Raw genomic sequence first — 19,561 nt, forward strand, 5'->3', positions numbered from 1 at the left:
CGACTGTGCGGGGGTTCGGGCCGTCCGCGTATCCGTGCGCGGGGACCGGTGCGGGTGCCGAACCACGGGTACACGGGTTACATACGGACCAGGAGCAGCCCACCAGCAGCAGCGACGAGAAGTCCGTGCCCCCAGGTGCCCATCCGCCCGGCGGCGCGCGGCGAGGCGAGGTCCCTCATGTCCGCACCACACAACACCCCCCAGCTCCCCAGGGCGCCCAAGGTCACCGAACGCGAGGCGCGCCGGGTCGCCGAGGCCGCCCGGGAGCAGGACTGGCGCAAGCCCAGCTTCGCCAAGGAGCTGTTCCTGGGGCGCTTCCGGCTCGACCTGATCCATCCGCACCCCCTGCCGCCGCCCGACGACACACGGCGCGGCGAGGAGTTCCTGGCGCGGCTGCGCACGTTCTGCGAGACGCGCGTCGACAGCGCCCGGATCGAGCGCGAGGCGAAGATCCCCGACGAGGTGATCGCCGGGCTCAAGGAGCTCGGCGCGCTCGGGATGAAGATCGGGACCAGGTACGGCGGCCTCGGCCTCACCCAGGTGTACTACAACAAGGCGCTCGCCCTGGCCGGCTCCGCCAGCCCCGCGATCGGCGCGCTGCTCTCCGCGCATCAGTCGATCGGCGTACCGCAGCCCCTGAAGATCTTCGGCACCCAGGAGCAGAAGGACGTCTACCTGCCCCGGCTGGCCACCACCGACATCTCCGCCTTCCTGCTGACCGAGCCCGACGTCGGCTCCGATCCGGCCCGCCTCGCCACCTCCGCGGTACCCGACGGGCCGGACTACGTCCTCGACGGTGTGAAGCTCTGGACCACCAACGGCGTCGTCGCCGACCTCCTGGTCGTCATGGCCCGGGTCCCCGTCTCCGAGGGCCATCCCGGAGGCATCACCGCGTTCGTCGTCGAGGCCGACGCCCCCGGCGTCACCGTCGAGCACCGCAACGCCTTCATGGGCCTGCGCGGCATCGAGAACGGCGTCACCCGCTTCCACCGCGTCCGGGTCCCCGGCGCCTGCCGGATCGGGCCCGAGGGGGCCGGGCTGAAGATCGCTCTGACCACCCTCAACACCGGCCGCCTCTCGCTGCCCGCGATGTGCGTGGGCGTGGGCAAATGGTCCCTGAAGATCGCCCGTGAATGGTCCGGCGCCCGGGAGCAGTGGGGCCGGCCCGTCGCCAAGCACGAGGCGGTCGGAGCGAAGATCTCGTTCATCGCGGCCACCACCTTCGCCCTGGAAGCCATCGTCGACCTCTCCTCGCAGATGGCCGACGAGAACCGCAACGACATCCGTATCGAGGCCGCCCTCGCCAAGCTGTACGGCTCCGAGATGGGCTGGCTGATCGCCGACGAACTGGTTCAGATCCGCGGCGGCCGGGGCTTCGAGACCGCCGAGTCGCTGGCCGCCCGCGGCGAGCGCGCCGTGCCTGCCGAGCAGATGCTCCGGGACATGCGGATCAACCGGATCTTCGAAGGCTCCACCGAGATCATGCACCTGCTGATCGCCCGTGAGGCCGTCGACGCCCACCTCAAGGTCGCCGGCGACATCATCGACCCCGACAAGCCGCTCTCCGCCAAGGCCAGGGCGGGCGCGAACGCCGCGGGCTTCTACGCCCGCTGGCTGCCCAAGCTCGTCGCGGGACCGGGCCAGCTCCCGCGCACGTACACCGAGTTCCACCCTGCCGGGCACCGCGACCTCTCCGGGCACCTCCGGTACGTCGAGCGCTCCTCGCGCAAGCTCGCCCGGTCCACCTTCTACGCCATGTCCCGCTGGCAGGGGCGGATGGAGACCAAGCAGGGCTTCCTCGGCCGGATCGTCGACATCGGCGCGGAACTCTTCGCGATGAGCGCCGCCTGCGTCCGCGCGGAGCGCCTGCGCGCGGCGGGGGAACACGGCCGTGAGGCCTACCAGCTCGCGGACGCCTTCTGCCGGCAGGCCCGTATCCGGGTCGAGGAACTGTTCACCCGCCTGTGGTCCAACACCGACGACCTCGACCGGCGCGTCGTCGACGGCGTTCTGTCGGGGACGTACACCTGGCTGGAGGAGGGCGTCGTCGACCCCAGCGGCGAGGGCCCCTGGATCGCGGACGCCACCCCGGGACCTTCGGTCCAGGAGAACCAGCACCGACCGGTGCGCTAGGCACGGAGCCGTACGGGGTAGGTCCACCGGGTCCACGCACCGGGCCCACCCCGTACGGACCGCCCGCCGCGGAGCAGGATGAGGGCCGTGACCGTCATCGACCTCCCCGGCCCCAGGTCCGTCACCGCCCGCGCCCTCTTCCTGGCCGCCGGGGCCATCGCGGGCCGCGAGGTCCCCATCCCCGTCCCCGTCCCCGTCTCCGTCCCCGTCCCCGGCGTCGGCGCGCTCCAGGGCGACCCGCGCTTCGTCGACGTCCTGCGCGCCATGGGCGCCGAGGCGGAGGTGGGCGCCGACGCCACCACGGACGCACCACCTCGCGGCACGCTGACGCGCGACCTCCTGGAGCACCGGCGGAAGCCGCCAACGCGCCCCACCGGGACGCGCTGTCCCCGCACACAGCCGGAGCGGCAACAATGGGGGGCATGAGCGACAGCCCCGCCCCCCTCGCCGATCCGCATCTCGTCTTCGACGCCGCGGACGGCCGCCGGGATCTCGTGATCCTCGGCTCCACCGGGTCCATCGGCACCCAGGCCATCGACCTGGTCCTGCGCAACCCCGACCGCTTCCGGGTCACGGCGCTCTCGGCCGCCGGCGGCCGGGTCGCCCTGCTGGCCGAGCAGGCCCGTCGGCTGCGGGTCGACACGGTCGCCGTCGCCGCCGAGGACGCGGTCCCCGCCCTGCGCACGGCGCTGCGGGAACAGTACGGGGCCGGCGAGCCGCTCCCCGAGATCCTGGCCGGACCCGACGCGGCCACCACCCTCGCCGCGAGCGCCTGCCACACCGTGCTCAACGGCATCACCGGCTCCATCGGGCTCGCCCCGACGCTGGCCGCGCTGAAAGCGGGCCGCACGCTCGCCCTCGCCAACAAGGAGTCGCTGATCGTCGGCGGCCCGCTGGTGAAGGCGCTCGCCGCCCCCGGCCAGATCATCCCGGTCGACTCCGAGCACGCCGCGCTCTTCCAGGCGCTGGCCGCGGGCACCCGCGCCGACGTCCGCAAGCTCGTCGTCACCGCCTCCGGCGGACCCTTCCGGGGCCGTACGCGCGACGAACTGGCCGACGTCACCCGGGAGCAGGCGCTCGCCCACCCGACCTGGGCGATGGGACCGGTCATCACGATCAACTCCGCGACCCTGGTCAACAAGGGCCTGGAGGTCATCGAGGCGCACCTCCTCTACGACATTCCGTTCGACCGGATCGAGGTCGTGGTCCACCCGCAGTCCTACGTGCACTCCATGGTCGAGTTCAGCGACGGCTCCACGCTCGCCCAGGCCACCCCGCCGGACATGGGCGGCCCCATCGCCATCGGGCTCGGCTGGCCCCAGCGCGTCCCGGACGCCGCGCCCGCCTTCGACTGGACGAAGGCGTCCAGCTGGGAGTTCTTCCCGCTGGACACCGAGGCCTTCCCGTCGGTCGGCCTCGCCCGGCACGTCGGCGGGCTCGGCGGCACCGCGCCGGCCGTCTTCAACGCGGCGAACGAGGAATGCGTGGACGCTTTCCTCACCGGACAGCTGCCCTTCAACGGAATCATGGATACGGTCACCGCTGTGGTGTCCGAACACGGCACCCCCGCCCCGGGAACCTCGCTCAGCGTCGCTGACGTCCTCGAAGCGGAAACGTGGGCCCGCGCACGGGCCCGGGAACTCTCGGCGAAAGCGACAGCGGAGGCGCGCGCATGAGTCTGACCTCGGTCCTGCTGACGGTCCTGGGGATCGCCGTCTTCGTCGTGGGCCTGCTCTTCTCCATCGCCTGGCACGAGCTGGGCCACCTCTCCACGGCCAAGATGTTCGGCATCCGTGTCCCGCAGTACATGGTCGGCTTCGGTCCGACGATCTGGTCGAAGAAGAAGGGCGACACGGAGTACGGCATCAAAGCCATTCCGGCCGGCGGCTACATCCGCATGATCGGGATGTTCCCGCCAGGACCCGACGGCCGCCTCGAAGCCCGCTCCACCTCACCGTGGCGCGGCATGATCGAGGACGCCCGCTCCGCCGCCTTCGAGGAGCTGGAGCCGGGCGACGAGAAGCGGCTCTTCTACACGCGCAAGCCGTGGAAGCGCGTCATCGTGATGTTCGCCGGCCCCTTCATGAACCTGATCCTCGCGGTCGCCATCTTCATGGGCGTCGCGATGACCTTCGGCTTCCAGACGCAGACCACCGAGGTCGCCGGCGTCCAGCAGTGCGTGATCTCGCAGAGCGACAAGCGCGAGACCTGCAAGGCCGGCGACCCGGTCTCGCCCGCCAAGGCCGCCGGCCTCCACGAGGGCGACAGGATCGTCGCCTTCGACGGGAAGAAGGTCGACGACTGGGCGATGCTCTCGGACCGCATCCGCGAGACCATCGGCCCCGCCACCCTCGTCGTCGAGCGCGACGGCAAGGAAGTGACCCTCAACGCCGTCCTGCGCGAGAACGCCGTCGCGAAGAAGGACGGCAACGGCCAGGTCGTCCCGGACCAGTTCATCAAGGCGGGCTACCTGGGCTTCGCCGCGCGGACCGAGATCGTTCCGCTCGGCTTCGGCGACTCCGCCGTCCGCATGGGCGACATGATCGAGAACGGTGTCGACTCGATCATCGCCCTGCCGTCCAAGATCCCGGCCCTCTGGGGCGCCGCCTTCAGCGACGGCGAACGGGCCGACGACTCGCCGGTCGGCGTGGTGGGCGCGGCCCGGATCGGCGGCGAGGTGATGAACCTCGACATCCCGGCGCAGAACCAGGTCGCGATGATGCTGTTCCTGCTCGCGGGCTTCAACCTCTCGCTGTTCCTGTTCAACATGCTGCCGCTGCTCCCGCTGGACGGCGGGCACATCGCGGGCGCGCTCTGGGAGTCCCTGCGGCGCAATGTGGCCAAGGTCTTCCGGCGCCCCGACCCGGGCCCGTTCGACGTGGCCCGGCTGATGCCGGTCGCCTACGTGGTCGCCGGACTCTTCATCTGCTTCACGCTGCTGGTCCTGGTGGCCGACATCGTGAACCCCGTCAAGATCTCCTGACAGCCCTGTAGGACCCCAGGTGCCGGCCGGGCACACACGCCGTGTCCGGCCGCTCACCAACGGGTGGACTTGTCGACACGGTGCGTCCGTCCTGCCTCCGGTGCCGTAACCTCGAAGCCTGGAGCCCGCCGATCTCGGGACCTTGATCCACACCTTGGGGATGCACAGCGCATGACTGCGATTTCTCTCGGAATGCCGACCGTTCCGACCAAGCTCGCCGACCGAAGGGTCAGCCGACAGATCCAGGTCGGCACGGTCGCGGTCGGTGGCGACGCGCCCGTTTCCGTGCAGTCGATGACGACGACACGTACGTCGGACATCGGCGCCACGCTCCAGCAGATCGCCGAGCTGACGGCGTCCGGCTGCCAGATCGTCCGGGTCGCGTGCCCGACGCAGGACGACGCCGACGCGCTTGCCACGATCGCCCGGAAGTCGCAGATCCCGGTGATCGCCGACATCCACTTCCAGCCGAAGTACGTCTTCGCCGCGATCGACGCCGGCTGCGCCGCGGTCCGGGTGAACCCGGGCAACATCAAGCAGTTCGACGACAAGGTCAAGGAGATCGCGAAGGCGGCGGCCGAGACCCGGACCCCGATCCGGATCGGCGTCAACGCCGGCTCCCTGGACACACGGCTCCTGAAGAAGTACGGCAAGGCCACCCCCGAGGCCCTCGTCGAGTCGGCCCTGTGGGAGGCGTCCCTCTTCGAGGAGCACGGCTTCGGCGACATCAAGATCTCGGTCAAGCACAACGACCCGGTCGTCATGGTCAACGCCTACCGCCAGCTCGCCGCCCGGAGCGACTACCCGCTGCACCTCGGCGTCACCGAGGCCGGGCCGGCGTTCCAGGGCACCATCAAGTCAGCCGTCGCCTTCGGCGCGCTGCTCTCCGAAGGCATCGGCGACACCATCCGTGTCTCCCTCTCGGCCCCGCCGGCCGAGGAGGTCAAGGTGGGCCTGCAGATCCTGGAGGCGCTCAACCTCAAGCAGCGCCGCCTGGAGATCGTCTCCTGCCCGTCCTGCGGTCGCGCCCAGGTCGACGTCTACAAGCTCGCCGACCAGGTCAGCGCCGGCCTGGAGGGCATGGAGGTCCCGCTCCGCGTCGCGGTCATGGGCTGCGTCGTCAACGGCCCCGGCGAGGCCCGCGAGGCGGACCTCGGTGTCGCCTCCGGCAATGGCAAGGGCCAGATCTTCGTGAAGGGCGAGGTCATCAAGACCGTCCCCGAGTCGAAGATCGTCGAGACCCTCATCGAAGAGGCCATGAAGATCGCCGAGCAGATGGAGAAGGACGGCATCATGTCCGGCGAGCCCGAGGTCTCCATCAGCTGACCCGCGCCGTCCCAGCTGAACCTCCGCCCCGCCGGGCCCAGCGCCCGGCGGGGCGGCCGCGTGTCCGGGGGCGCCCCCGGACGCACCACCCTCCTCGTACGCACCACCGCCCTCGAACGCACCACCGCCGAGTCCCGCGCACGCACCACGGCCGAGTCCTGCGTACGCCACTACCGTCTCCGGAGGCCCGTCTTCCGGACTCGAGCAGCGTTCGACAGGCTCGTCGGTTACAGTGCGGAAATCAGCAGACCGCATGGTGAGGCCCCCTCGTGTTGACGCAGACCACCACCCGGGTCCTCGAACCCAGCGACCTCCAAGCAGCGCTCGCCATCCTGGAGAGCGAGCCCGTGACCAACGCCTTCGTGACGTCCCGCGTGCGGGTCGCGGGACTCGACCCCTGGCGCCTCGGCGGCGAGATGTGGGGCTGGTACGCCGACGGCATGCTCCGCTCCCTGTGCTATTCCGGCGCCAACCTCGTCCCCATCTGCGCCGGACCCGAGGCCGTCCGCGCCTTCGCCGACCGGGCCCGCAGGGCCGGCCGCCGCTGCTCGTCCATCGTCGGCCCCGCCGAACCCACCACCCAGCTGTGGCGGCTCCTCGAACCCAGCTGGGGACCCGCCCGCGAGGTCCGCGCCAACCAGCCCCTCATGGTCACCGAGAGCCTCCCCGACGACGTCACGCCCGACCCGCTCGTCCGCCGCATCCGCAAGGACGAGACCGAGGCCCTGATGCCGGCCTGCGTGGCGATGTTCACCGAGGAGGTCGGCATCTCCCCGCTGGCCGGCGACGGGGGACTCCTCTACCAGGCCCGCGTCGCCGAACTCATCGGCACCGGCCGCTCCTTCGCCCGCATCGACGACGGCAAGGTCGTCTTCAAGGCGGAGATCGGCGCCGCCACCCCGCAGGCCTGCCAGATCCAGGGCGTCTGGGTCGCCCCCGAACACCGCGGCAAGGGCCTCTCCGAAACGGGCATGGCCGCCGTCCTGCGCTACGCCCTGGCCGACGTCGCCCCCGTCGTCAGCCTGTACGTGAACGACTACAACACCCCCGCCCGCAAGGCCTACCGCCGTGTCGGCTTCCGCGAGGTCGGCGCGTTCATGAGCATCCTGTTCTGAACCGTCACGCGCGCACGCCCCGGAAACTCACGTTTCTGACCGCCCGCCCCGGCCAGTAGGGTTCCCGCATGGCAGCAGCAGTTCCCGGAGAAGGCCCCGCAGCACCCGTCGCCGAGATCGGCCCCGTCGACCTGGCCGCCCGCGTCGACGAAGCCCTGCGCGTCCAGGCCGCGGCCTTCGGACTGAGCCAGGACGAGATCGACGTACGCCGCCACATCGTCCTCAGACACCTGGAACACCCCCACGCCCGCGCACTCGGCGCCGTCGCCCCCGACGGACGGCTCGTCGGCTTCGTCTACGGGCTGCCCAACGACCGCGCCCAGTGGTGGTCCACCGTCGTCGAGCCCTATCTGCGGGCCACCGGGTCCGACGGCTGGCTCGACGACTCCTTCGTCATCACCGAACTCCATGTCCACCCGGACCACCAGCGGCGCGGCATCGGCCGCACCCTGATCACCGCCATCACCGACGCCGTCGGCCACCCCCGCTCGATCCTCTCGGCGATCGACAAGGACAGCCCGGCCCGCACCCTGTACCGCTCGCTGGGCTACCGCGATCTGGCCCGCCAGGTCGTCTTCCCGAGCGCCCCGCAGCCGTACGCGGTCATGGGCGCGCCCCTGCCGCTGCTGCGCGCGAGGCCCGGGACCTGAATGGATTTCCGCCAGCCCGCACCGCCCGGTTAACCTCGGGCTCACCACCCTTGCGAGCAGGAGTTCACCATGGCCCAGGTCCAGCGCATGTCCCGATTGATGGTCAAGACACTGCGCGACGACCCGGCGGACGCCGAGACGCTCAGCCACAAGCTGCTGGTCCGCGCCGGGTACGTCCGCCGCAACGCGGCCGGCATCTGGTCCTGGCTGCCGCTCGGCAAGAAGGTCCTGGACAACATCTCCGGCGTGGTCCGTGAGGAGATGGACGCCATCGGCGCCCAGGAGGTCCTGCTGCCCGCCCTGCTGCCCAAGGAGCCCTACGAGGCGTCCGGCCGCTGGGAGGAGTACGGCGACCTGCTCTTCCGCCTCAAGGACCGCAAGGGCGGCGACTACCTCCTCGGCCCCACCCACGAGGAGATCTTCACCCAGACCGTCAAGGACCAGTGCACGTCCTACAAGGACCTGCCGGTGATGCTCTACCAGATCCAGACGAAGTACCGCGACGAGGCCCGCCCCCGCTCCGGCGTGCTCCGAGGCCGCGAGTTCCAGATGAAGGACTCGTACAGCTTCGACACCACGGACGAGGGCCTCGCGCACTCCTACGCCCTGCACCGGGCCGCGTACATCAAGATCTTCGAGCGTCTCGGCCTGGACCACCGCATCGTCTCCGCCGTCTCCGGCGCGATGGGCGGCTCCGCCTCCGAGGAGTTCCTCGCCCCCGCCGCCGCCGGCGAGGACACCTTCGCGGACTGCCCGAACTGCGACTACGCCGCCAACACCGAGGCCGTGACCTTCGCGCTCGCCCCGGTCGACGGCTCGGCGCACGGCGCGCTCGAGGAGCTGGACACCCCCGACACCCCGACCATCGAGACGCTCGCCGCGCACCTGGGCATCCCCGCCTCCGCCACCCTGAAGAACCTGCTGGTCAAGGTGGACGGCGAGATCGTGGCCGTCGGCGTCCCCGGCCACCGCGAGGTCGACCTCGGCAAGCTCGGCGAGCACCTGGCGCCCGCCGTCGTCGAGCTGGTCACCGCCGAGGACTTCGTCGGCCGCGACGACCTCGTACGCGGTTACGTCGGCCCCCAGGGCCTGGAGAAGGTCCGCTATCTGGCCGACCCCCGCGTCGCCCCCGGCACCTCCTGGGTCACCGGCGCCAACCAGGACGGCAAGCACGCTGCGAGCGTCGTCGCGGGCCGCGACTTCGAGGTCGACCAGTACGTCGACGTCGTCGTCGTCCAGGAGGGCGACCCCTGCCCGAACTGCGGCACCGGCCTCACCCTGGACCGCGCCATCGAGATCGGCCATATCTTCCAGCTCGGCCGCAAGTACGCCGACACCTTCCAGCTCGACGTGCTCGGCCAGCAGGGCAAGCCCGTCCGCGTCACGATGGGCTCGTACGGCATCGGCGTCTCCCGTGCCGTGGCCGCCCTCACCGAGCAGACCGCCGACGACAAGGGCCTGTGCTGGCCCCGTGAGATCGCTCCGGCCGACGTCCACGTCGTCGCCGCGGGCAAGGCCCTCCAGACGGAACTGGCCCTCGACGTCTCGGAGAAGCTCAACGCGGCGGGCCTGCGGGTCCTGGTCGACGACCGCCCCGGCGTCTCGCCCGGCGTGAAGTTCACCGACTCCGAGCTGATCGGCGTACCCAAGATCCTGGTCGCCGGCCGCCGCTCCGCCGACGGCGTCCTGGAGCTGAAGGACCGCCGCACCGGCGAGCGCGAGGAGCTGACCGTCGACGAGGCGATCGCCCGCCTGACGGCCGACCTGGCCTGATCAGCAGCTGAAAAAGGCCCCCGCGCCGGGATCGCGCGGGGGCCTTCGCCGTACGGGAAGTGCTACAGCCAGCCCGCGAACTCCAGGTTGACCTCGCCCATCTGCCGCCGCCCCTCGGCCAGCGCACGGGTACCCGACTCGACCGCCCGGAACAGCGTCCAGCCGTGCAGCCGCGCCTGTTCCACCTCCAGCGATTCCGCCAGCCTCTTGACCCGCCGCCGGGCGGTCACCGGGCCGCCGGGGGAGGCGATCAGATCCTCCGCCCGGTCCCGCACCAGCCGCGCCAGGTCGTAGGCGCGCTCGCCCACCAGCGGCTCCGGACCTACCGTCAGCCACGGTGCCCGCTCCCCGGAGAACACCTTGCTCTGCCGGAAGTTGCCGTGCAGCAGCAGGAGTTCGGGTGAACCCTCCACCAGCTCCGCCCGCGCCGCGAGCGCCGCGTCCACCAGCGGCGCCAGCTCCGGATCGGCCTCGGCGGCCGCCCGCATCCCGACGCTCTGCCGATCGGTCCGCCCGGCCACGCTCTCGAAGGCGTGCCCGGCCGGCGGTTCCACCCACAGCCGGCGCAGCGTGCCCGCCGCCTCCAGCAGCGCCTTCGCCTCCGGCAGTGAGCGCAACGACACCTCGTGGTGCAGCCGCTCCAGCAGCAGCGCACCGGACGCGTCGAGCTCCGGCGCGTCCAGCGGCTTCACCGCGCCCCAGCCGTTCCAGTGCTCCAGCGCCGCCCGCTCCAGCTCGGGCCCGGCGGCCGGCGGGGCGATCTTCAGCGCGGCCGGGGTCCCGTCGGCCCGTCGTACCAGGACCACCAGGGAGCCGCGCCCGCCGGGGGCGGCCACCCGCTCCACGGTGAGGCCGCCCCCGGCGGTGAGCGCCTGCTCGGTCAGCGCGGGGAGCGTGTCCAGCCAGTCGGCCGCCGCCGTCTCCCCGTACATCTCACCGAGCGCGCGCACCAAGCGCTGCGGCGGTTCGAAACCCATACGTCGTGTGTTCCCTTTCCGGTTCCTCGTATCAGCGCGCGCCGTCCGCGCCGGCGGCCTCCACCGGCCCCGTCGCGGCCGGATCCGCACCGGCGGCCCGCTCGGCGAGCCCCGGAAAGGTTACGTTGCCGCCCCGCCAGCGGGCCGACCGCACCGCGGCCTCCCGCAGCGCGCCCGCGGCCTCCTCGCGGCGCGAGCCCTCGGTGGCCCGTACGAGATCGGCGTAGGCGCCCGCGATCCGGTCCTCCAGCACCGCGGCCAGCCGTACCGCCGACGGGGAGTCCGCGACGGCGAACGGCAGGGCGTACGCGGCGTCCGAGGCCACCGGCCGCCCGCCCAGGTCCCGCGCCATGCGCGCCAGCGCGTCCCGGCGGGCCCGGTGCCCGTCGTACGCGGCGCGGGCCTCGGTGCCCCGCTTCCCGTCGAGGCGGCCACCCAGCAGCCCGTAGCCGTACACCGCGGCGTGCTCGGCGGCCAGGGCCGCCTGGGCGGCGATCAGCTCGGGGGAGTCGGCGTCCTCCTCGGACGGTCTGACGGAACGGGTACTCATGCGGCTGCCTCCTCGGCCAGTTCGGTCAGCAGATACGCGTGCGCCGCCGCGGCCGCGGCCACCGAGGCCAGCAGCCGGGCCAGCTCAGGTCCGGCGCTCAGCAGCGCCTCGGCATACGCGTCGGCCCGGCGGCGCTCGGCGGCGGCCAGCTCCCGCACCGCGGCCTTCGGGTTCGCGGACACCGGGCCGGGTGCGGCGGCAGGGGGCCTCCCGGCGCCGCTCCTCCCCTTCGCGCGCGGCGGAGTCAGCGCCTTCCCGTGCTCCCGCACGGCCGCCCGCAGGGGCGCCAGGCCCGCCGCCGTCGCCGGATGGGCCTCGGCCACCAGGTCGTACCGGGCGAGCAGGAGAGCGCCCTCGCGCACCGCCTTCTCGCGCAGCGCCTTCTCGGTCTTCGCCGAGGCGGCCCGCGCGCCGGAGTGCGCGGGTTTTCCGCGGTCCGCCGCCTCGTCGCCCCCGCAGCCGATCAGCACCGTACCCAGGGCGAGGGCTCCCGTAGCGGTGAGCGCACCCCTGCGCGTCGTCCCCGTGCGCCGCACATTTCTCCTTCGGGCCTGGATCGGTCCTGACAGGATCTGTCCTGATGTGATCACCGTAGGCGAGATGTGATCACCGCAGGCGAGCGTACCCGCGGCCGGGCGGCAGGCGGACAGCAACACCCCTGGCGACCGGATACCCTTTGACCTGACGCACGACGATCCCCACAACAGCACACGCGGCCGAGGAGTCACCCGGATGAGCACCACCCAGAGCGAGAGGCTGCGCGGGTTGCTGGAACCGCTCGTCAGCGCGCAGCAGCTGGACCTCGAGGAGATCGAGGTGTCCCGGGCCGGCCGCCGAGGAGTGCTGCGGATCATCGTGGACTCCGAGGAGGGCGTGGAGCTGGACGCCTGCGCGGAGCTGAGCCGCGCGATCTCCGAGAAGCTGGACGAGACCGACGCGATGGGTGAGGGCGAGTACGTCCTGGAAGTCAGCTCCCCCGGTGCGGACCGCCCGCTGACCGAGCACCGCCACTACGTACGCGCCATCGGCCGGCTGGCCAGGTTCCACCTGGCCGGCGACGGCTCCGATGAGCTGGTCGCCCGCATCCTCGCCGTCGACGAGGACGGGCTCGACCTCGAGGTGCCCGGTGTCAAGGGCCGCAAGCCCACCGCCCGCCGCCTCGCCTTCGACGGGATCGCCAAGGCGCGCGTGGAGATCGAATTCAACCGCAAGGACAAGAAGGAAGAGGAGGCGTAGCCGTGGACATCGATGTGAAGCTTCTGAAGGGCTTGGCGCAGGACAAGGAGATCCCCTTCGACGTGCTCGTCGGGGCGATCGAGTCGGCCCTCCTCATCGCGTACCACCGCACCGACGGCAGCCACCGCCGGGCGCGCGTGGAGCTCGACGCGAACGGTCACGTCACGGTGTGGGCCAAGGAGGATCCGGCCGACCTCGAAGAGGGCCAGGAGCCCAAGGAGTTCGACGACACCCCGTCCGGCTTCGGCCGGATCGCCGCGACCACCGCCAAGCAGGTCATCCTGCAACGGCTGCGCGACGCCGAGGACGACCGCACCTTCGGGGAGTACGCGGGCCATGAGGGCGATGTCGTCACGGGCGTCGTCCAGCAGGGCAAGGACCCCAAGAACGTCCTGGTCGACATCGGCAAGATGGAAGCCATGCTGCCGGTCCAGGAGCAGGTCCCGGGCGAGGAGTACGTGCACGGCCTGCGACTTCGTACGTATGTCGTACGAGTCGCCAAGGGCGTCCGGGGTCCGTCGGTGACGCTCTCGCGTACCCACCCGAACCTGGTGAAGAAGCTCTTCGCGCTGGAGGTCCCGGAGATCGCGGACGGCTCGGTGGTCATCGAGGCCATCGCACGCGAGGCCGGTCACCGCACCAAGATCGCGGTGCGCTCCACCCGCGCCGGCCTGAACCCCAAGGGCGCCTGCATCGGCCCGATGGGCAGCCGTGTGCGCAATGTCATGGCCGAGCTGCACGGCGAGAAGATCGACATCGTGGACTGGTCGGACGACCCGGCCGAGATGGTCGCCAACGCCCTCTCGCCCGCCCGGGTGAGCAAGGTCGAGGTCGTCGACCTCGGCGCCCGCTCCGCCCGCGTCACCGTGCCGGACTACCAGCTGTCGCTGGCGATCGGCAAGGAGGGCCAGAACGCCCGCCTCGCCGCCCGTCTGACCGGCTGGCGCATCGACATCCGCCCGGACACCGAGACGGACGAGGAGCGCGAGAACGCCGACCGCGAGCGGGCCGAGCGGGCCCGGGAGCGCTCGGAAAGGCGTTGACCCGGAGCGGCTCCAGGGAATAGATCTTGGTGGTACGCCGCTGAGATCACGACAACATCCGTTCGATTTTTGCCCCAAAGCGGCGAGGTCGGTACGGGGAGGTAGACTTAAACGTGTCTGGCCGGACGCTAGCCCGCGCTTGCCCCGAGCGAACCTGTGTGGGATGCCGGGAGCGGGCGGCCAAGAGCGAGCTGCTGCGCATCGTGGTGGACGAGGGCGCCTGCGCCCCTGATCCACGCGGTACGCTGCCCGGCCGGGGTGCTTACGTGCACCCCGTCCCTGTCTGTCTCGACCTGGCGGTTCGCCGCCGGGCGTTCCCCCGGGCCTTCAAGGCCAAGGGGCCGTTCGACACCGCGGCACTGACGCGGTTCGTCGAGCGGGTTGCACCGTAAGAAAAGTGAACGGCACGGGTCTCCGTGCGGTCAGGTACCTCGCGAGTTGGAAGTAGGTCGAGATTGCGATGAGCACTCGATGAGTACGCGATGAGTACGCCCATGAAGTAGCGACGGTCCGGCGGTAACCCGGACCTAAAAGGAGCGAAGTGGCTAAGGTCCGGGTATACGAACTCGCCAAGGAGTTCGGCGTCGAGAGCAAGGTCGTCATGGCCAAGCTCCAAGAACTCGGTGAGTTCGTCCGTTCGGCGTCCTCGACGATCGAGGCGCCGGTTGTACGCAAGTTGACCGACGCACTGCAGGGGCCCGGCGGCAACGCCGGCAAGTCCGCTGCCAAGCCCGGTGCGCCCCGCAAGGCGGCGCCCGTGAAGCCCGCAGCGCCCTCCCCGGCAGCTGCGGCACGTCCCGGGGCCCCGAAGCCCGGCGCACCGGCTCCCAAGCCGGCCGCCGAGGCCGAGACCCCCAGCAGCACCCCGGCAGCGCCCTTGGTGCCGTCGGCGGGCCCCCGTCCGGGCCCGAAGCCCGCGCCGAAGGCGGCCCCGGTGACCCCGGTCCCGGCCGCCGAGTTCTCGGCTCCGGAGCCGGCCCAGCCGGCTGCCCCGCAGCAGCCCCAGGCCCCGCGTCCCGCGGGTGCCACCCCGGGTCCCCGTCCCGCACCCGCCCGTCCGGCTCAGGCCGGCGGCCAGCGCGACGGCGGCCGTGACGGTGGTCAGCGCGACAGCGGCCAGCGCGACAGCGGCCAGCGCGACGGCGGCCGTGGTGGCGAGCGTGGCGGCGACCGCCCCGCACGTCCCGCGGGCCAGGGCGCCCCGCGCCCCGGCGGCACCCGTCCGGCCGGTCCCCGTCCGGGCAACAACCCCTTCACCTCCGGCGGTTCCACCGGCATGGCGCGCCCCTCGGCGCCCCGTCCCGGCGGTGCCCCGCGCCCCGGTGGCGGCTCGGAGCGCCCCGGTGCCCCGCGTCCCCAGGGCAGTGGTCCCGGCGGTGCCCCGCGTCCCCAGGGCGGTCAGGGTCAGGGCGGTGCCCGTCCCACTCCGGGCGGCATGCCCCGCCCGCAGGCCCCGCGTCCCGGCGGCGGTCCCGCCGGTAACCGTCCGAACCCGGGCATGATGCCGCAGCGTCCCGCCGCGGGCCCGCGCCCCGGCGGTGGCCCCGGCGGTGGCCGTGGTCCCGGTGGTGGCGGCGGTCGTCCCGGCGGTGCCGGTGGTGGCGGCGGTCGTCCCGGTGGCGGCGGCGGCTTCGCCGGTCGTCCCGGCGGCGGTGGCGGCGGCTTCGCCGGCCGTCCGGCCGGTCCCGGTGGTGGCGGCGGCGGTGCCGGTCGTCCCGGTGGCGGTGGCGGCGGCTTCGGCGGTCGTCCCGGCTTCGGTGGGCGTCCCGGCGGCCCCGGTGCCCGTGGTGGCACACAGGGTGCGTTCGGCCGTCCCGGTGGTCCCGCGCGTCGTGGCCGCAAGTCGAAGCGGCAGAGGCGCCAGGAGTACGAGTCCATGCAGGCCCCGTCGGTGGGCGGCGTCATGCTGCCCCGCGGCAACGGGCAGGCTGTGCGGCTGTCCCGCGGTGCGTCCCTCACGGACTTCGCGGAGAAGATCAACGCGAACCCGGCCTCGCTCGTCGGCGTGATGATGAACCTCGGCGAGATGGTCACCGCCACGCAGTCCGTTCCGGACGACACGTTGCGGATGCTCGCGGAGGAGATGAACTTCGTCCTCGAGATCGTCAGTCCCGAGGAGGAGGACCGCGAGCTGCTCGAGTCCTTCGACATCGAGTTCGGCGAGGACGAGGGCGGCGAAGAGGCCCTGGTCTCGCGTCCGCCGGTCGTGACCGTCATGGGTCACGTCGACCACGGTAAGACCCGACTGCTGGACGCGATCCGCAAGACGAACGTCGTCGCGGGCGAGGCCGGTGGCATCACGCAGCACATCGGTGCCTACCAGGTCGGCGCGGAGGTCAACGGCGAGGACCGCCGTATCACCTTCATCGACACCCCGGGTCACGAGGCGTTCACCGCCATGCGTGCACGTGGTGCGAAGTCCACCGACATCGCGATCCTCGTGGTGGCGGCGAACGACGGTGTGATGCCCCAGACGATCGAGGCGCTGAACCACGCCAAGGCGGCCGATGTGCCGATCGTGGTCGCGGTCAACAAGATCGACGTCGAGGGTGCCGACCCGACCAAGGTGCGCGGTCAGCTCACCGAGTTCGGTCTGGTGGCCGAGGAGTACGGCGGCGACACGATGTTCGTCGACATCTCCGCCAAGCAGGGCCTCAACATCGAGGCTCTTCTGGAGGCCGTCGTCCTCACCGCCGACGCCTCGCTCGACCTGCGGGCCAACCCGGAGCAGGACGCGCAGGGTATTGCGATCGAGTCCCACCTCGACCGCGGTCGCGGTGCCGTCTCGACCGTCCTGGTCCAGCGCGGAACGCTGCGTATCGGTGACACGGTGGTCGTCGGCGACGCGTACGGCCGTGTCCGGGCGATGCTCGACGACAACGGTCAGAACGTCCAGGAAGCGGGTCCGTCGACCCCCGTCCTGGTCCTGGGTCTCACCAACGTCCCGGGTGCCGGCGACAACCTCCTGGTCGTCGACGAGGACCGTACGGCCCGTCAGATCGCCGAGAAGCGTGCCGCTCGTGAGCGCAACGCCAACTTCGCCCGCAAGGGCGTCCGGTTCTCCCTGGAGAACCTGGACGAGGCGCTCAAGGCCGGTCTCGTCCAGGAGCTCAACCTCATCATCAAGGGCGACGCGTCCGGTTCGGTGGAGGCTCTCGAGTCCTCGCTGCTCCAGCTCGACGTCGGTGAAGAGGTCGACATCCGGATCCTGCACCGCGGTGTGGGTGCGGTCACCGAGTCGGACATCAACCTGGCGACCGGCTCCGACGCCATCGTGATCGGCTTCAACGTGCGCGCCGCAGGGCGTGCCGAGCAGATGGCCGAGCGCGAGGGCGTGGACGTCCGGTACTACTCGGTCATCTACCAGGCGATCGAAGAGATCGAAGCGGCCCTCAAGGGCATGCTCAAGCCGGAGTACGAAGAGGTCGAGCTCGGCACGGCGGAGATCCGCGAGATCTTCCGCTCGTCCAAGCTGGGCAACATCGCCGGTGTGCTGGTCCGCTCCGGCGAGGTCAAGCGCAACACCAAGGCGCGCCTGCTGCGCGATGGCAAGGTCATCGCGGAGAGCCTCAACATCTCCGGTCTGCGCCGCTTCAAGGACGACGTCACCGAGATCCGCGAAGGCTACGAGGGCGGTATCAACCTCGGAAACTTCAACGACATCAAGATCGACGACGTCATCGCGACGTACGAGATGCGCGAGAAGCCGCGAGGCTGATCCACCTCGGGTCCGCAAGGATCCGCTGGGATACGGAAGGGGTCCGGGAGTTCACTCCCGGCCCCCCTCCACCACGGTCGGGGCCGGTCGACGGGTCGTATTTCCGTCGATCGGCCCCGGCCGTTCCGGTACGGTTCTGATGTCCCCGGCAAGCTCTGGCGGGGCACGAACCCGAACCGGCGGGACATCCGGACACACATGTATGTGGGGACCCTGTCCTTCGATCTGCTCCTCGGCGACGTACGGTCGTTGAAGGAGAAGCGTTCCGTCGTCCGCCCGATCGTCGCCGAGCTCCAGCGCAGGTACGCGGTGAGCGTGGCCGAGACCGGCGGACAGAATCTCCACCGCAGGGCCGAGATCGGCCTTGCCGTGGTCTCCGGTGACACCGGACACCTCACGGACGTGCTGGACCGCTGCGAACGGCTGGTCGCAGGACGCCCCGAGGTGGAGCTGCTGTCGGTGAGACGGCGGCTGCACAGTGACGAAGACTGACAGTCGAGCGAAATCAGAAGGAAGAGTGACGGACCGGTGACCGACAACGCGCGGGCCCGCAAGCTGGCCGATCGCATCCAGGTCGTGGTCGCGGAGACCCTGGACCGGCGAATCAAGGATCCGAGGCTGGGCTTCGTGACGATCACGGACGCCCGGGTCACCGGCGACCTGCGGGAGGCCACGGTCTTCTACACGGTCTACGGCGACGACGAGGAGCGCGCGGCATCCGCCGCGGCGCTGGAGAGCGCCAAGGGCGTCCTCCGTACCGAGGTCGGCCGGCAGACCGGGGTCAGGTTCACGCCTAGCCTGGCCTTCGTCCCGGACGCCCTCCCGGACAACGCCCGCACCATCGAGGACCTCCTCGACAAGGCGCGGACCAAGGACGCGGAGGTGCGCCAGGTCTCCACGGGCGCGAGTTACGCCGGCGACGCCGACCCGTACCGCAAGCCCGAGGACGAGGACGAGGAGACCGGGACCGAAGGATCCTCCGAGAAGAACGAGGGCCCGGCCTCCGCATGACCGAGCAGACCACCACGCCGGACGGCCTTGTCATCGTCGACAAGCCGTCCGGCTTCACTTCGCACGACGTCGTCGCCAAGATGCGCGGCATCGCCCGCACCCGGCGCGTCGGCCACGCCGGGACGCTGGACCCGATGGCGACCGGCGTCCTCGTGCTCGGGGTCCAGCGGGCCACCAAGCTGCTGGGCCACCTCGCCCTGACCGAGAAGGAGTACCTCGGCACGATCCGGCTCGGCCAGGACACCGTCACCGACGACGCCGAGGGCGAGATCACCTCCTCCACCGACGCCTCCGCCGTGACCCGCGAGGGCATCGACGCCGGCGTGGCCGCCCTGACCGGCCGGATCATGCAGGTCCCGTCCAAGGTCAGCGCCATCAAGATCGACGGCAAGCGGTCCTACGCGCGGGTGCGCGGCGGCGAGGAGTTCGAGATCCCGGCCCGTCCGGTGACCGTCTCCTCCTTCCGCGTCTACGACGTCCGCGAGGCCGTCGCCGAGGACGGCACCCCCGTCCTCGACCTGGTCGTCTCCGTCGTCTGCTCCTCGGGGACCTACATCCGCGCCATCGCCCGCGACCTCGGTGCCGGGCTCGGCGTCGGCGGCCACCTGACCGCGCTGCGCCGCACCCGGGTCGGACCGTACGGACTGGACGCGGCCCGGACGATCGATCAGCACCAGGAGGAGCTGACGGTGATGCCGGTCGCCGAGGCGGCCGCCTCCGCGTTCCCCCGCTGGGACGTGGACGAGAAGCGCGCCAAACTGCTCCTCAACGGCGTACGGCTGGACATGCCCGCCCATCCGCCGGGGCCGGTCGCGGTCTTCGGGCCCGACGGCTCGTTCCTCGTGCTCGTCGAGGAGGAGAAGGGCAAGGCCAAGAGCCTCGCCGTCTTCGCCTGAGCCGTACCCGCGCCTGTCGCATCCCGCGTCCGTGCCGCCCCCCACGCTCGGGGCAGACGCTTCGGCGGGTCATGCGTGGAGCGGGCACCCATGCCCCACCCGGTGCCCGCTCCACGCTCCCCTCCCCGGCACCATCCCTGCTCCCCGGGG

General features: G+C 71.6%; 18 protein-coding genes. 15 read left to right on the top strand and 3 right to left on the bottom strand.

Annotation, left to right across the window (positions count from 1 at the left end):
- Positions 1 to 177 precede the first annotated feature (177 nt).
- The 8 genes from ACZ60Q_RS15435 to ACZ60Q_RS15470 all read left to right on the top strand — a co-directional run bounded on the left by ACZ60Q_RS15435 (position 178) and on the right by ACZ60Q_RS15470 (position 9,980).
- Positions 178 to 2,133, top strand: a complete 1,956-nt coding sequence (locus tag ACZ60Q_RS15435) for an acyl-CoA dehydrogenase family protein (RefSeq protein WP_469633681.1) — start codon at positions 178 to 180, stop codon at positions 2,131 to 2,133.
- Between the two features lie 87 nt (positions 2,134 to 2,220).
- Positions 2,221 to 2,559, top strand: coding sequence for a hypothetical protein (locus tag ACZ60Q_RS15440; RefSeq protein ID WP_469633684.1), 339 nt, complete (start codon positions 2,221 to 2,223; stop codon positions 2,557 to 2,559).
- Positions 2,556 to 3,809, top strand: coding sequence for a 1-deoxy-D-xylulose-5-phosphate reductoisomerase (gene dxr / locus ACZ60Q_RS15445; protein WP_469633686.1), 1,254 nt, complete (start codon positions 2,556 to 2,558; stop codon positions 3,807 to 3,809). Before ACZ60Q_RS15440 ends, dxr begins: the two co-directional genes overlap by 4 nt.
- A complete protein-coding gene (locus tag ACZ60Q_RS15450) occupies positions 3,806 to 5,116 on the top strand; it encodes a M50 family metallopeptidase (protein ID WP_469633689.1) in 1,311 nt (436 codons plus the stop codon). The genes dxr and ACZ60Q_RS15450 overlap by 4 nt, the downstream gene beginning before the upstream one ends.
- Positions 5,117 to 5,287: 171 nt before the next feature.
- Positions 5,288 to 6,442, top strand: a complete 1,155-nt coding sequence (gene ispG, locus ACZ60Q_RS15455; RefSeq protein ID WP_469633692.1) for a flavodoxin-dependent (E)-4-hydroxy-3-methylbut-2-enyl-diphosphate synthase — start codon at positions 5,288 to 5,290, stop codon at positions 6,440 to 6,442.
- 269 nt (positions 6,443 to 6,711) lie between these two features.
- Positions 6,712 to 7,557: a GNAT family N-acetyltransferase gene (locus ACZ60Q_RS15460; RefSeq protein ID WP_469633695.1), complete on the top strand. Its 846-nt coding sequence runs from the start codon at positions 6,712 to 6,714 to the stop codon at positions 7,555 to 7,557.
- Between the two features lie 68 nt (positions 7,558 to 7,625).
- Positions 7,626 to 8,207, top strand: a complete 582-nt coding sequence (locus tag ACZ60Q_RS15465) for a GNAT family N-acetyltransferase (protein ID WP_469633698.1) — start codon at positions 7,626 to 7,628, stop codon at positions 8,205 to 8,207.
- Between the two features lie 69 nt (positions 8,208 to 8,276).
- Positions 8,277 to 9,980 carry a proline--tRNA ligase gene (locus tag ACZ60Q_RS15470; RefSeq protein ID WP_469633701.1) on the top strand — a complete coding sequence of 568 codons (1,704 nt, stop codon included), beginning with the start codon at positions 8,277 to 8,279 and terminating at the stop codon, positions 9,978 to 9,980.
- 62 nt (positions 9,981 to 10,042) lie between these two features.
- Here the strand turns inward: ACZ60Q_RS15470 and ACZ60Q_RS15475 are convergent, their stop codons facing one another.
- From ACZ60Q_RS15475 to ACZ60Q_RS15485, 3 genes are read right to left on the bottom strand one after another with little or no spacing between them, the layout of a single operon-like run.
- On the bottom strand, positions 10,043 to 10,957 hold the full coding sequence (locus ACZ60Q_RS15475) for an aminoglycoside phosphotransferase family protein (RefSeq protein WP_469633704.1): 915 nt from the start codon (positions 10,955 to 10,957) through the stop codon (positions 10,043 to 10,045).
- A 31-nt stretch (positions 10,958 to 10,988) separates the two neighbouring features.
- Positions 10,989 to 11,507 (bottom strand): ferritin-like domain-containing protein, encoded by a 519-nt coding sequence (locus ACZ60Q_RS15480; RefSeq protein WP_469633707.1) that lies wholly within the window; start codon positions 11,505 to 11,507, stop codon positions 10,989 to 10,991.
- Complete coding sequence (locus tag ACZ60Q_RS15485) at positions 11,504 to 12,043, bottom strand: hypothetical protein (RefSeq protein WP_469633710.1); 540 nt, start codon at positions 12,041 to 12,043, stop codon at positions 11,504 to 11,506. Before ACZ60Q_RS15485 ends, ACZ60Q_RS15480 begins: the two co-directional genes overlap by 4 nt.
- A gap of 196 nt (positions 12,044 to 12,239) precedes the next feature.
- On the opposite strand from ACZ60Q_RS15485, the gene rimP reads away from it, so the two are divergent.
- The 7 genes from rimP (at position 12,240) to truB (ending at position 19,411) form a co-directional block, all read left to right on the top strand.
- Complete coding sequence (gene rimP / locus ACZ60Q_RS15490; protein ID WP_469633713.1) at positions 12,240 to 12,743, top strand: ribosome maturation factor RimP; 504 nt, start codon at positions 12,240 to 12,242, stop codon at positions 12,741 to 12,743.
- 2 nt (positions 12,744 to 12,745) lie between these two features.
- Complete coding sequence (gene nusA, locus ACZ60Q_RS15495; RefSeq protein ID WP_007452815.1) at positions 12,746 to 13,786, top strand: transcription termination factor NusA; 1,041 nt, start codon at positions 12,746 to 12,748, stop codon at positions 13,784 to 13,786.
- Between the two features lie 113 nt (positions 13,787 to 13,899).
- Positions 13,900 to 14,178, top strand: coding sequence for a YlxR family protein (locus tag ACZ60Q_RS15500; protein WP_469633716.1), 279 nt, complete (start codon positions 13,900 to 13,902; stop codon positions 14,176 to 14,178).
- 149 nt (positions 14,179 to 14,327) lie between these two features.
- A complete protein-coding gene (gene infB / locus ACZ60Q_RS15505; RefSeq protein WP_469633719.1) occupies positions 14,328 to 17,504 on the top strand; it encodes a translation initiation factor IF-2 in 3,177 nt (1,058 codons plus the stop codon).
- Between the two features lie 198 nt (positions 17,505 to 17,702).
- A complete protein-coding gene (locus ACZ60Q_RS15510) occupies positions 17,703 to 17,996 on the top strand; it encodes a DUF503 domain-containing protein (protein ID WP_469633721.1) in 294 nt (97 codons plus the stop codon).
- A gap of 36 nt (positions 17,997 to 18,032) precedes the next feature.
- Positions 18,033 to 18,515: a 30S ribosome-binding factor RbfA gene (gene rbfA, locus ACZ60Q_RS15515; RefSeq protein ID WP_469633724.1), complete on the top strand. Its 483-nt coding sequence runs from the start codon at positions 18,033 to 18,035 to the stop codon at positions 18,513 to 18,515.
- Positions 18,512 to 19,411, top strand: coding sequence for a tRNA pseudouridine(55) synthase TruB (truB, locus tag ACZ60Q_RS15520; RefSeq protein WP_469633727.1), 900 nt, complete (start codon positions 18,512 to 18,514; stop codon positions 19,409 to 19,411). Before rbfA ends, truB begins: the two co-directional genes overlap by 4 nt.
- Positions 19,412 to 19,561: the final 150 nt, after the last annotated feature.

The organism is Streptomyces sp. NPDC104313, from assembly GCF_055583985.1.

What these genes read in the sequence shown, in the direction of transcription:
- ACZ60Q_RS15435 (WP_469633681.1), top strand. Translation starts at nt 178, where the DNA reads ATGTCCGCACCACACAACACCCCCCAGCTCCCCAGGGCGCCCAAGGTC.
- truB (WP_469633727.1), top strand. Translation starts at nt 18,512, where the DNA reads ATGACCGAGCAGACCACCACGCCGGACGGCCTTGTCATCGTCGACAAG.
- ACZ60Q_RS15450 (WP_469633689.1), top strand. Translation starts at nt 3,806, where the DNA reads ATGAGTCTGACCTCGGTCCTGCTGACGGTCCTGGGGATCGCCGTCTTC.
- ACZ60Q_RS15475 (WP_469633704.1), bottom strand. Translation starts at nt 10,957, where the DNA reads ATGGGTTTCGAACCGCCGCAGCGCTTGGTGCGCGCGCTCGGTGAGATG.
- rimP (WP_469633713.1), top strand. Translation starts at nt 12,240, where the DNA reads ATGAGCACCACCCAGAGCGAGAGGCTGCGCGGGTTGCTGGAACCGCTC.
- ACZ60Q_RS15465 (WP_469633698.1), top strand. Translation starts at nt 7,626, where the DNA reads ATGGCAGCAGCAGTTCCCGGAGAAGGCCCCGCAGCACCCGTCGCCGAG.
- ACZ60Q_RS15510 (WP_469633721.1), top strand. Translation starts at nt 17,703, where the DNA reads ATGTATGTGGGGACCCTGTCCTTCGATCTGCTCCTCGGCGACGTACGG.
- ACZ60Q_RS15480 (WP_469633707.1), bottom strand. Translation starts at nt 11,507, where the DNA reads ATGAGTACCCGTTCCGTCAGACCGTCCGAGGAGGACGCCGACTCCCCC.
- ACZ60Q_RS15470 (WP_469633701.1), top strand. Translation starts at nt 8,277, where the DNA reads ATGGCCCAGGTCCAGCGCATGTCCCGATTGATGGTCAAGACACTGCGC.
- ispG (WP_469633692.1), top strand. Translation starts at nt 5,288, where the DNA reads ATGACTGCGATTTCTCTCGGAATGCCGACCGTTCCGACCAAGCTCGCC.
- dxr (WP_469633686.1), top strand. Translation starts at nt 2,556, where the DNA reads ATGAGCGACAGCCCCGCCCCCCTCGCCGATCCGCATCTCGTCTTCGAC.